The organism is Cupriavidus basilensis, assembly GCF_029335485.1.
GTDB classification, from domain to species: Bacteria; Pseudomonadota; Gammaproteobacteria; order Burkholderiales; family Burkholderiaceae; genus Cupriavidus; species Cupriavidus basilensis_E.
The window spans coordinates 50,749-64,484 of sequence record NZ_JARJLM010000542.1; the positions used below are offsets into that span (position 1 = coordinate 50,749).

At 62.7% G+C, this 13,736-nt stretch carries 3 protein-coding genes; 2 read left to right on the plus strand and 1 reads right to left on the minus strand.

Annotated features, from left to right (window positions below):
- Positions 1 to 43: 43 nt before the first annotated feature.
- Both P3W85_RS33835 and P3W85_RS33840 read left to right on the plus strand, forming a co-directional pair.
- Positions 44 to 12,268, plus strand: coding sequence for a filamentous haemagglutinin family protein (locus P3W85_RS33835; RefSeq protein WP_276267965.1), 12,225 nt, complete (start codon positions 44 to 46; stop codon positions 12,266 to 12,268).
- Positions 12,269 to 12,364: 96 nt separating this feature from the next.
- Positions 12,365 to 13,015, plus strand: coding sequence for an RNA polymerase sigma factor (locus P3W85_RS33840; RefSeq protein ID WP_276267966.1), 651 nt, complete (start codon positions 12,365 to 12,367; stop codon positions 13,013 to 13,015).
- 160 nt (positions 13,016 to 13,175) lie between these two features.
- Here P3W85_RS33840 and P3W85_RS33845 read toward each other — a convergent pair.
- On the minus strand, positions 13,176 to 13,736 hold a 561-nt coding region (locus tag P3W85_RS33845), incomplete at its 5' end, for a hypothetical protein (protein ID WP_276267967.1).

The window sequence follows — 13,736 nt, forward strand, 5'->3', positions numbered from 1 at the left end:
GACGGTATCCAGGTATCAAATGCAAGAAGGGCGCGAGTTTCGCATGGCGCCGATCGCACGTGTCGTCGCGATGACGCTTGCGGTCAGTGGCGCAATTGCCGATGCTCATGCTCAGCAAGCCTTCAGTGGTGCGTGGTTTGCAGCCAAGGGCGCGATGCGGAACACGGTGGAGCAAACGGGCAAGCTGCCTAACGGCCAACCGGTCTCTACACTGACCAATCCCTCGGCGCAACAGCGACAGGCCAACGCGCAGTTACAGCGCTCAATTAACAACCTGGGGGTGGCGGCGCAGTCCATCGCTGCGCAGCAGGTCGCGCAGGCTGCAGCTCGCAAGGCGGCCTTGAATGATCCTTCGTTGCCCGATGGCCTCGCCGAAGGCGGCCTGAAGGTCGACACCAACAGCCTCACAGCAGGCTGGCTCAACGCTAGCGCACCGACGCAGACCGTGGCCGATGGCAGAACCACGGTGGGGATCCAGCAAACCGCCGACAAGGCGATCCTGAACTGGGAGACCTTCAACGTCGGCAAGAACACCACGGTGGCCTTCCACCAGCAGCAGGACTGGGCCGTCCTGAACCGTGTCAACGATCCAAGCGCCCGCCCCAGCCGGATTCTGGGACAGATCAAGGGCGATGGCACGGTGATGATCGTGAACCGCAACGGCATCGTCTTCAGTGGCAGCAGCCAGATCGACACGCGCAATCTCCTCGTAGCTGCAGCCAACATCACTGACAGTCAATTCAAGTCCAGCGGCATTTACGGCCCCGATGCCGCAACACCCACCTTCACCGAAGCCCTCGGCAAGGTCGAGGTAAAGGCTGGGGCGCAGATCACCACCAAGGAACCGACCTCGGCGACCCAGGGCGGCGGCTATGTGCTGCTTGTCGGCGGTGAAGTTGCCAACGCTGGCGAAATCATTACACGCAAAGGCCAAATCCAACTGGCCGCTGGCGACAGCTTCATCATCCGCAAGGGGGCAGGCACCGAAGGCAACACTGCCTCCACCACGAAAGGTAATGAAGTCGCTCCGCAGTTAAACATTGTCAGCACAGCCGGCAAGGTGAGCAACACCGGCCTCATTCTTGCCAGAGAGGGTGACATCACCCTGGCAGGGCGCGATGTGCAGCAAAACGGCGTGGCCGTTGCTACCACCACTGTCAACACACGTGGGACGGTCCACTTGCTGAACTCGGCCAGTGACACCCTGGGCAAAGTGACGCTTGGTCAGCATGCGGTGACTGCCATCGTGCCCGAAGACGACGGCAAGACCACCGCGCTTGACAGCCAGCGCGATGCACTGATCAAGGACTCGGCGGCGCAGGACCTCTTGCGGTCAACCAGCAGTACAGGCGCCTTCGACAACCTCTCGCTCCTGTCCGACCGGCGCGATCAGTCCCGCATCGAGGTCACGAGCGGTGGCAACGTGGTCTTCGATGGCGACTCCCTGACGCTGGCCACGGGCGGTCAGATTGCGGTCAGCGCAATGAAGCGCAGCTTTGTGGCCGACCGGGCGCAGCTCGATGTGTCCGGTGCGGTGGGCGTGAACCTGGCGATGGAGAGTAACAACGTCAAGGTCAACGTGCAGGGCAACGAACAGCGCGATGCGCCCGTGAACCGTGAAGGTGGCAAGCTGCTCAACGCCAATGTCTGGATCGACCGGCGCAGGCTGGTCTATGTGCCTGCTGGCACGGGTGGGTACGAGAGCGATCGCTGGTACACCGCGGGCGGCCTGCTGGAAGTCGGCGGCTATCTCAGCAACCAAGGCCACCGCATCGACGAGTGGTTGGCGCAAGGCGGCACGATCGTGCTCGGCGGCAGCGAGGTCGTCACGCAAGCCGGCTCGGCCATCAACCTCTCGGGCGGCAGCGTGAACGTGCAGACGGGCTACCTAAACCAGACGTGGCTCAAGGGCAACGACGGGCGGTTGTACAACGTCAATAGCGCGCCTGCGGACATTGCCTACACGGGCGTGTACAGGGGCTTCGAGGACGAGCACAAGCGCTGGGGCACGAGCACGACGGGGTACTACTACAACCCGTTGATCGGCCCGCAACGACTCCTGGAGAACGGTTACACGGTGGGGCGTGATGCAGGGCGGCTGATCATCGGCGCCCCTACGGCGGTGATCGAAGGTGACATCGTCGCTGATGTGTTCAATGGCGCGCAGCAGGCCCAAGCTCGTGCGGCAAGCATCACCGATGGCTACAAGCAGGCGCAGGCCGCCGTGGCGCTGCCTGGCGCGCTGTTGTTGGGTCAATACGGGGCGACCGACCAGTATGCGGGGCGTGTCGGTGTCTTTGAAAGCGATGTCCGCATTGGCGACATCGCCTCTATCACCGCCGACTTGGCCGCAGGCGACGTGCTCGCCAGCGATCGCATCGGCACGGTCTGGCTCGATGCGAGCCGCCTGAACGCCCAGCACTTGGGAGGTCTCGACCTTGCCACGGCCAGGAAGGTCGTCGTCGAGGCGCCCCTGGTGCTGGCCGATGGCGGCCGCCTCTCGCTGACGGCGCCGGTCGTGGGCTTCAACGCCGACGTCACGGCACGCGGCGGCACCGTGAGTGTCAACAACAGCTTCCGCGTCGACAACGCGCCTGGCAACGCGCCGAACCTTGGAGGCCGCACGCTGCTGCTGGACGGCGCCGCGGCCATCACCGTGGACCAAGGCGTGACGCTGGATCTGCGCGGGCTGTGGGTGAATACGGCATTAAACCCCGAAACCGCAAGCGGGCTTGCGTACTTGAACGGCGGCCTGGTCACGCTGGCGTCGACGAAGGATGTGTCGATGGCGGCGGGTAGCCTGATCGATGTGTCTTCGGGTGGTGCGGTGTTGCCCAAGCTTGCCACCAAGGGCGGCAAGGGTGGCAGCGTGGCGTTGTCGGCGGACGCGCAAGGAGGTGGCACGGGCGTTCTGACGCTGGATGGTGATGTCCGCGGGTTTGGCGTCAATGGCGGCGGCACGCTGGCCCTGTCGACATCCGGCGTCATTGTGATCGGCGACGCGAGCTACCAGATCGGCTCGACGCTGTCCGCCGGAAGCGTCGCGCCGGCGGATGTGAGGCTAGCGAAGGAACTCCTGATTTCCGCCGGTATGCCTCTGCCGGTTGCGTACAGCCGAATCTTTACCTCGGTATCTACCGGTGTACCGTTGCCGTCCACTGTTAGCCTGCCGTCCGCTGGTCTGACTTTGGCTGCTGACTGGGTGGTGCCCGACGGTGCTGTGAACATCGGGTACAACTACAACGGTCAATACAAGCTGGCCAACCCCGGTGTAACGATTCCTCAATCTGCTTTCCTGTTTGGCGCAAACTATTGGAATATCCGGACGCTGCCGGCGGGTTATGTTCTGCCGCCGGCCGTTTTCTCCTCAGGATTCAGCCTGAACACGCCGATCAGTGTGACGTATGTGGCGGGAACTCCCGCCCCCGTGGACGTTACAGTGGCGGCGGGAACGATCCTCCGCTCTGGCACGTTCCTGGCGCGGGGCGCCCAGATCGAAGAGATTCCGACGCTGCACCTTCCCAACGATGCATTCAGCAACGGCTTCTCGAAGTACACGCTCAACGGCGAGCGCGGCTTGATCGTTGCCGACGGTACTGCCGTCGCAGCCATCATGCCCGTGATGCGCTTCACCAAGGTCGGCCTGCAACTGGCTTCGGGTGCCGACCCGCTCGGTGGGTTGGAGCGCTACCTGGCGCCGGTCTATACTGAAGACGCGCTCGAAAGCCGATTGACCCAGCGGCGCGGCGCCGATTTGGAACTGCGCTCTGGCCCCATCGTGGATCCTGCGACAAGCTTGCTAACTGGCGGCAGTGTCATGATTGGCGAGGGCGCGCATATCGCCGTTGACCCCGGCCGCAGCGTGCGGATTGCCAGTGGCGGCCAGGTCACCATCGAGGGGGCCATCGAGGCGCCTGGTGGCAACATCACCATCGTCAACGAGCGCACATTCACGAGCGCCGACCCAGCGGCATTGTCCGTCTGGATCGGTAGTCATGCCGTGCTGGATGCGGCGGCACGTGCCTACACCGCGATGGATGTCGGAGGTCGTACCTACGGTGTAGTGCCCAATGGCGGCAGCATCGTGCTCGGCAGCGAAGGTGCCCTGAACGCAGCGACCAAGAGCAGCAATTCCGCCGACGCCTTCGTGGTAGTGCGGCCAGGCGCGATGCTCGACGCATCCGGAGCGCAGGCCCGTTTTTTCTCATACCCTGTCAACGCGATCGGGCAGCGTAGTGTGGATACCGCAGCCCGGTCCATCGCCAGCGATGGCGGCGCCATCACCCTGCGCTCCTACAACGGCATCTACAACGAAGGCAGCCTGCGCGCGACCTCAGGCGGTGCGGGTGCATCAGGCGGCTCGCTGTCCATCGAACTGGAGTCGCCAATCTATCACTACAAGAATTCGCCTGACGAAGTTGCGGCCAATCTAAAGGTTGGCCGCGTGATGACGATCAGCCAAGACGCAGTCCCGTATGTCTTGTCCGAAGTGCTCAAGCCTGGGCAACGCGACGTCAGCCTGACAGTCGGTCGCGCCGGTGTCAGTGCGGCACAGATCGCCACAGGAGGCTTCGACGACGTATCATTGTTGGGCGGCAATGCCGTAGTTTTCGACGGCGAGGTCCGCCTTTCCGTAGGGCGCAGCCTGGCACTGCGCAAGGGCTCGCTGTACAACAGCGAGTCTGGTGGGCATGCCGAACTGTCGGCGCCTTATGTTCTGTTAGATGGTCAGACTTCCAACAATGAACTCGGGCTTCGTCCGACGACACTGCCGACGTTTCCGACCGATGGTGCGCTGAGCATTAATGCCAGCCTGATCGACGTACGCAATCGCGTCAACGCAATGTTCGCCGACACCCGGCTCGCCAGCCAAAGCGACTTGCGGTTCCTGACCACGACCGATGTTGGAGGGAGTATCGGCGTTCCAGCCACCATCCTGGCTGCGATCGGCAATCTCGACTTGGTGGCGGGGCAGGTCTATCCGGCGAGTGGCTCGCTGGTGAAGGTCTATGCCGGTTTCACCGTCGACCAGAACGGGGTTCCCACGTTCAACCGCGACGCGACGCTCTCTATTGCGCGCCCGGAAGGCGTCGCTGTTTCACCAAAGCCTTACTCGGTCTTCGGTGACATCAGCTTGTCTGCCAGCGAGATACGCCAGGGGGGCACACTCATTGCGCCCCTGGGGGCTATCGACCTGTATGCGTCGCGTTCCAGCGGCAGCAGTTTGCAGACAGCGGGACGCCTCGAAATGCTGCCGGGCAGCCTGACCTCGGTCAGCGCGGCTGGTTTGGTGATCCCCTTCGGGGGAACGGTCGACGGCGTCGCCTACACTGTGAACGGCGGCGCTCCCGCTACTGCCAACCTGCTCACCGGCCAACTGGGGGTGCGGGAGGATGCGTCGGTACAGGGCATCTCCCTGCGCGGAATCAACATCGCCAGCGACCGCGGCGCGGTGGTCGATCTCTCTGGCGGTGGAACCCTGGCGGGCGCAGCCTTCACCGTCGGCCGCGGCGGTTCTGTTGACACACTGCTCAATTCGCTGGCGACCGGCGGCAAGGTCTACGCGATCCTGCCAGGCGTCGTTACCGCCCCCGTGGCCGGTGGCTACAACACTGCCTGGGCCGGTGCCGTGCCCGGCATCGGCCAGCAGATCACCCTCCCGGCCGGTGTGCCCGGCCTGCCGGCCGGCACCTACACGCTGCTGCCGGCCAACTACGCCTTGCTGCCCGGTGCCTACCGTGTTGAACTCGGCGCTCGCACGCTGCCCCAGCCGAAAACAGGCGCCACCGCCATGGCGAACGGCTCCTTTGCTGCGATGGGCACCCAAGGCGTCGCCAATACGTCGATCCGGGATGCGTTGGACACGCGCGTGACAGTCACCCCCGGCGCGACGGTTCGCACGTATTCGAAGTACAACGAACAAAGCTACGACGCCTTTCAGTTGGCCCAAGTCGCGACCTTTGGCACCGCGCGGCCGCTTTTGGCACGCGATGGCAAGTTCCTCTCGCTGACGTTCTCCAACATGGCGCCGAAAGCAACCCCTGGCGGCAGCCCGGCACTGGTGTGGGACGGCATGGCCGACTTCCTTCCGGCCGATGGGGGCTACGGCGGCACGCTGTCCCTCCGACCTGCGAAGGCGGATCTGGCCATCACGGCACCTCACAGCCAGACCCAGCGCAGTGCGACGCTGGTTCCCATCGACGCCGACGTGATCAATCGCATCGGGGCACCCAATCTCTACATTGGCGGCAGGCCCACTCTCGACACCGTGCTGGCGGGAACCATCCAACTCGCGGGTCGCCTCTACACTACGGGTTCCCTGACACTGGAGAAGGACGCCGTCCTGAGCGCTGCGCAAGCGTTTCTCGCGGCCAACAAGGGGATCGAGCTCCAATCCGGCGCGCGCATCGACACACGCGGCTGGGACGTGCCAGTCGCGGACTCGTCCACCGGCTATTTCTTTGGCGGGGGGGAGACCCCGCTGCTGGTTGCATCCAACGGTTCTGTCACACTCACTCTCCCTTTGGTGCCCGGGTCGAGTTCCATCCTGATCGGTGATGGTGCCTCGATCTACGCTAATGGCACTGTGGGGTTCTCCGCAGCCGGGGGCGTGAGCTTCGCGGGGACCCCGCTGATCGGTGCCCACGACCTGGCGCTGGCCCTGCCTTCGATCAATCTTGGTGAGGCTAATGTGCTGGCGGCGGCGCAGGCGGCAGGCGTGCTGCCGATTGGTATGAGCCTGACTCAGGATATCCTGACACAACTGCTCGCCGGCAATCCGTCGGCCGGCATCGCTGCCACGAAGAACCTCATGCTCAGCGCATCCCAGTCGCTGAACTTCTTTGGCTCGATCGATCTCAGCTTGGTGGACCGGGCGTCGGGCAAGCCCTTGCTGTCCCAACTGGTCCTGAGAACGCCTGCGATCTACGGCCTGGGAAACGCTGGCGATACGGCCCGCCTGGCGGTCGACACGCTGGTGTGGAGCGGCATGGTTGTGCCGCACTACGATCAGAATCGCAGGGTCATTTACGACAGCGCCACGCCTGGCGCGGTTCTCGCCAACGGTCCCGGCACGGGGCAGGGCTCGCTGAGTTTCGATGCCAACCGGATCATTTTCGGCTATCCGGACAAGTCGCAGCCGAACAACAGCGTCACCTCCAACCGGCTGATGCTGGGCTTCTCCAACGTCAACCTCCAGGCGCGCGAGTCCATCACCGCCAACAACAAGGGCAGCCTCTCGGCCTACACGATAGGGGCCGATCCTGGCACGGGCTTCGACCCCAAGACCTATGCCGGCGTCGGCGGCGCGCTGAATCTCATCACGCCGCTGCTGACCGGCGATGCGGGTTCCATCATGAGTTACCGCACGGGAGGGGCCTTGACCGTCGCTTCCCCGGCCAGTGCGACGGCCCATCTCGCGCCCCAGGCGCTCGGCGCCGAGATCAACCTGAATGCGGGCACCATCGATGTATCTTCGGCCATCGTGCTGCCGAGCGGCAAGTTGACGATGACCGCTTCCCGCGACATCATGCTGGCCGACGGCGCGCGTCTCGATGTGTCCGGCCGCGCCGTTCCCTTCTTCGATGTGACGAGATATTCGTGGGGCGGTGACGTCGCACTGGAAAGCACCATTGGCAATATCGTCCAGAGCGGCGGCTCGACAATCGATGTATCCGCCAGGAACAGCGACGCGGGGACGCTCCAACTAACGGCGCTGGATGCCGACGCCGGTCGCATCGCCCTGGGGGGCACGCTGCTGGGCAGCGGGGGGCCTGGCCACAGTGGCGGGATCATCGACGTGCGGGCGCAGTTAATTGGGACCGATCCGGGCAACCTGACGAGTGACTTCGCGGCGCTCAACGCCGCGCTGAACCGCGCGGGCTACTTCGGCGCGCGATCCTTCGATTTCAAGCAGGGCAACCTGACCATCGGCAACGAAGTGCAGGCGCACCAGGTCAATCTGTCGGTGGACGGCGGCAGCCTTACCGTGGCGGGCACCATTGACGCCAGCAGCACCAAGCCAGGCACGATCCGGCTCGCGGCACGGGACAACCTGACACTTGCCTCGACCGCAGTGCTCGATGTGCATGGCAGCAAATTGCAGGTGGACAGCTATGGCGCGCCTATCGAAGCCAAGAACCGCGGCACGATCGAACTCACCACCAGCGAAGGATGGCTGACGTTGGCGTCGGGTGCCACGTTGGATTTGTCCTCGCCGGACGGTGGGGCTCGAGGCAAAGTGGAACTCAATGTCGGCCGCATTGGTGAGACCAGTGGCGACGTCCGGATCAGCGCAAGCAGCCCCGTCAATCTCCGTGGCGCAAGCAGTATCGCCGTGAATGGTTTCTGGTCCTATTCGCCGACGGATGTCGCCGGCACCATTGTGCAGGACAACGGGGGTGAGGCACCGGTAGGCGCCAATGGCGCCATCGGATTGAAGCAGATCGATCAGCGCAGTGACCAATTCCTCAATGCCGCTCTGGCAAATTCTGATCTGGGCAATCGCTTGGCGGGTCTGACTGTCCATGGCGAAGCCTTCCATCTGCGGCCTGGTGTGGAGATCGCCAGCTATACGCCGAATGGCAATCTGACGATCAATGGCGATCTGGATTTCTCCGGATATCGCTACGGGCCCAATGCCAATCGCGACACTGCTTCGGCCAACTATGGCGCTGGTGAGCCTGGCATGTTTGTGATCCGGGCAGGCGGCAACCTGATCATCACGGGCAGTATCAATGATGGGTTCGGCTATAAACACGCAATACCAACAGTGCTCGATATCTCGCCGCCGGGTACGGTCCTCAGTTCTCCTTTGTCGCCTTTAAAGGACGTAACGCTCACGACGGACTGGCTCATCCCGAACAACGTTTTCTACTCGACAGCGGTATTGTTTGACACGAACGGAAATGTGCTGTGGGCGCCAGAATGGGGGTTTACCGACAATCTGGTTCCGGCTGGAACGACGATCAGTTGGAATGGTCTTGATAATGGATACGGGAATCTTGTTTTCGAAGCAGGTATTTCCTTGCCGGGATACACGACCGTTGTAACTCGTGGAACACCTGCTGTATCGGCTACGAATGCCACAGCGCCAATGCTCGCAGCCGGATTGAAGTCTTCTTCGTTCCGATTCGTCAGCGGCGCTGATCTTTCCAGCACGGACAGTCGAGGAGTGCAATCCTTGACTGCTCTTGCGAGAGCGGCCAATGCGGGCCACACGAAGTTGGAAAATCCCGCTGAAGTCGGAGGCATCAGCGTTCTCCGCACAGGTACTGGCAATCTCGAACTCCTGGCAGGCGGCAGTATCTCGCAGGGTTCTGCCTATGGCATCTACACGGCAGGAACTCAAACCGATCCCGGCAGCACTGCGCTGCCATCGGGGAGCTATCTTCCCGACCATGGAGGCGACTTGCGGATCGTTGCGCAGGGAGATTTGACGGGCTATATCTATCAGTACCAGCCCGCCAGTAACGCCTACAACACCTACGCAGTCAGCAACTGGCTATGGCGTCAGGGCGATCACGCATCCGGCGAGAAGGCCACGTGGTCGATCAACTTCGGATCCTATGCCACCGATAGCTATTCTATGCAGACGTATCTGCAGGGCTTCGCGGGGTTCGGTGCTTTGGGTGGCGGCAACGTCAGCTTGCGGGTCGGCGGCGATGCTGGAAATCTTGCGCCAGCCCGCAGCGACAATCTGGGAGGATTTATCAGTACCGGTCTGGTGCTCGCGGTGGGATCGAGCGGACGCGTCACCTCCGTGCAGAAATCGGCCGACGGCAGGGTTACCGGTGGCACGCTCGTGCAGACCGGCGGCGGTGATCTCACGGTCAAGATCGGTGGCAGGCTCAATCCCGGCGCGGCGGCTAGTGTCGCGACGGGGGACGATTTCAATGGTTCGTTCACCAACGTGCGCGGCGACATCGTGGTGGATGCGGGGGCGATAGGCGCCATTCCGTTGGTATACAACCGGGCAGAACTCAATGATCCTCGCGGGATTGAGCCGTACCGAGCCACACTCATGGCTATTGGTGGCGCACGCGGCGGGCCCGTGCTGGTGCCAGGCGATGGCGCTGTCACGCTGCGAGGCCGCGGTGATCTGGTGTTGGGCGGCGTTGGTGACCCCGGCCAAATCCTAACTGGTAGTTCGCAGTGGACATGGTTTTCTCTGTGGCAACCGACCACGTCCATCGATTTGTTCTCGGTGGGTGGGAATGTCACGCCATTCAATCCCACAGCGTCGGGGAACGAACGTTGGGACGCACGCTCCGGGAGGCCTGATCAGATGCTGCCGGCACAGTTCCGTGTCGTTGCTGCCAGCGGGAGTATTTACTACGGAGGCTTCGACAACAGCGTTATCGAACTGTCGCCTTCAGCCCGTGGGCAATTGGAGTTGCTGGCGCAGGATTCGATTTATGGCGGAGCATTCATCCCTTCTGGATCTTTCGACGGGACGCCTGAAGGCTCGCTGCGCTTCAATGTCTCTGGGGCCAACGCGGATTTGGATTCGATCCCAAATCCGTTCAAGCCCGCTTTCAACGTCGCATACGATATGTACAACGGCTTTCATGCCTACCGGCGTGACACGGTGACATCAAACCTGCACGCAGGCGACGCACAGCCCGTTCGTGTCTATGCGGTCAACGGTGATTTGCTGAATGTGGCGCTGGGTGAGACAGCGCAGGTCTACGAGACACCGACCAATTCCTATTACACACGGAATATCGGTGCGAAGTTGGCGCGCGTACTGGCAGGGCGCGATATCGTGAACTTTGGAAGTGGGGCTGGCAACACACCGAATCCAGGGCTAATCCTGAACGCGAACGGTACGGACGTGTCGATTGTTTCTGCGGGGCGCGACATGTTCTACACCAATGTCCAGGTTGCAGGCCCGGGCACGCTGGAAGTCTCGGCCGGGCGCAACCTCTACCAGGGTGACAAGGGCAGCATCACCAGCATCGGTTCTCTTGCCGCTGGCGACACCCGAGCCGGCGCAGGCATCGTGCTGCAGGCTGGTGTGGGCGCTTTCGGCCCTGACTACGCCAAGCTCATGCAGTACCTCGATCCGGCCAATCTGCTGCCGGCGGACACGCCGCTCGACGGCTCGGGCAAGGTGGTCAAGACCTACGAGAAGGAACTTGCAGAGTGGCTAAAGGTGCGTTATGGCTTCGAAGGAAACGGGTCTGAGACATTGGCTTACTTCACGGCCCTTGCGCCGGAACAGCGGCGGGTCTTTCTGCGTTCAGTGTACTACGCCGAATTGGAAGCCGGCGGCCGGGAGTACAACAACCCAGATAGTCGTCGATACGGCTCCTACTTGCGAGGCCGTGACATGATCGCGACCCTGTTCCCGGCCAAGGATGCGAACGGCAAGGCCATCGTCAGGCAGGGCGACATCACCCTGTTCGGCGGCGCGGGCGTGCAGACGCAGTTCGGTGGTGACATCGATGTGCTGGCGCCGGGCGGGCAGGTCGTGGTCGGAGTCCAGGGCCAAGTGCCGCCGGCAACCTCGGGCCTGCTCACGCAGGGCGCAGGCGACATCTCAATCTACAGCCAGGGCAGCGTGCTGCTGGGACTGTCTCGCATCATGACCACCTTCGGCGGGAACGTGCTGGCGTGGTCGGCCGAGGGCGACATCAACGCCGGGCGGGGCTCCAAGACCACGCTGGTGTACACGCCACCAAAACGCGAGTACGACGCCTACGGCAACGTAAAGCTGTCGTCCAACGTGCCGAGCAGCGGTGCGGGCATCGCTACACTGGCGCCGATCGCGGAAGTACCGGCTGGTGATGTAGACCTGATCGCCCCCCTAGGCACAATTGACGCAGGCGAGGCTGGCATTCGGGTGTCGGGCAACGTCAACCTGGCGGCATTGCAGGTGATCAACGCCGCCAACATCCAGGTGAAGGGAGAGGCCACTGGAATCCCGACCGTCGCGGCGGTGAACGTCGGTGCGCTGATCAATGCCAGCGCAGCGGCTTCGCAGGCGACAGCGGCAGCGCAGGACGTGGTGCAGCGCGAGCGGGCCGCCGCCCGGCAAAACCTGCCGTCGATCTTCACGGTGCGAGTGCTGGGCTTTGGCAATGAGACGATGGAAGGGACCGACAGCCGAAAAGCCCCGGATCCTCGTTCAGGGTTGCAGTCCGACGCGCCACCCTATGACCCGAAGAACCGCGTGCAAATTGTTGGCCATGGGCAACGCCTCAAGCCAGAGATGTTCTCACACTTGACGGAAGACGAGCGGCGGCGCCTGCAGCAGGACCGCTAAGCCGCGACCCCAAGACTGTAAATCTCACTTGTTCCTACCGCGGGGAACAGGATGGAGGCCGCTTTGGCCCCAATCCAAGGGGAATCCGAAATGGACATGAGTGCCCATCTCTACCTTGAAGTTGCCGATGCGGTTGATGCCCTATCCGACGATAGGTATCACACGGCGCGGCTGCGAGAGTGTCTGGTCGCGAACTACGAGCGACTGCATCGTCGGTTGCAACGCCACCTTGGGTGCCCCGACCAGGCCTCCGATACCCTGCACGATGCTTGGCTGAGACTCGGCGACGCGACCTTGTCCACAGCGGTTCAAAATTCTGAAGCATATGTGTACCGCGTGGCTTGCAACCTGGCGACGGACCAGCTGCGCCACTTCCGCCCGTGGCAGTACACGAACGACGCCGACACCGAACTCGAAAACCTTGCCGACGACTCTCCCAGCCCGGATCGCATCGCCGAGGTGCGCTCCGATCTGGCGGCAGTGGATCGTGCCCTGGACGGCCTGCCGCGCCGCCACCAGGACGTGCTGATGAACCTGCGGCTAGAAGAGATGACCCGCCAGGAGGTGGCGAATCGCCTCGGCGTCTCGCTGCGGCACGTGGACACACTACTACGCCAGGCTCTGGACCACTGCGCTGAGCAGACCGGCCAGCCGGTAATCGGCGGCGTGAGTACACCGCGGCGTCGCTTGCACAAGCATTGGCGGGCAAAGGTGACTGACGTTCTGGCGGCCAGGCATGCGGCCTGAAACGGGAGCATCACCACGCGCATGGATCTGAAATACCTGTGTGTCTTCGTGGTCGTGGCCGAGAAACTGCACTTCGGGCGCGCGGCCAGCACATTGGCGGCCCCAGAAAACAAGAAACCACCCGGGTGGGTGTTTGGAGACTGGCGGGTACTGGGATTTCCTAAGGCGTGCGCCTCTGGCGGATGCGTTCTACGCGCTGTCCGTTGCTGGACACATTGCAGTATGCAATGACGCTTGTGGAAGAACCATGCGCGCTCTTCGCAGTGAATCTGAACTGCATCTCTATCGTGCCGTCCGTTGCGCGTCGCAAAGTTTGCGGCGCTTCCTCGATCTCGAAATCGGCTGCGTAGGGCGTCGGCGACATCCGGTCAATGGCCTCATAACATGCATATCTCGCAGCATCTTCGATGTCGAGTTCACCCGGTTCGTACCAGACGCCCCGAAAGAGGGCCATCACCAGCACGACGCTAAGCGCTACCCAGGCGAGCGGCCAAGCCAACCTGGTCCACCGACGATCACTTCTGTCCGCCATTTCCCGCGCCCCGTTCACTTCGCGCGATTCTAGCGGATGAAAAACACGCCGCTGTTGTTCACCACCCAAATGGGGGGTAACAACAATCCCCCATCTTGGGTGGTGGTGACCGGTAGGTCCCGATGGGAAGATAGGTGCAGCAAGCGGGGACCTCCTGCGATGTGAGACCAAATCGCGCACGTTTGGAAC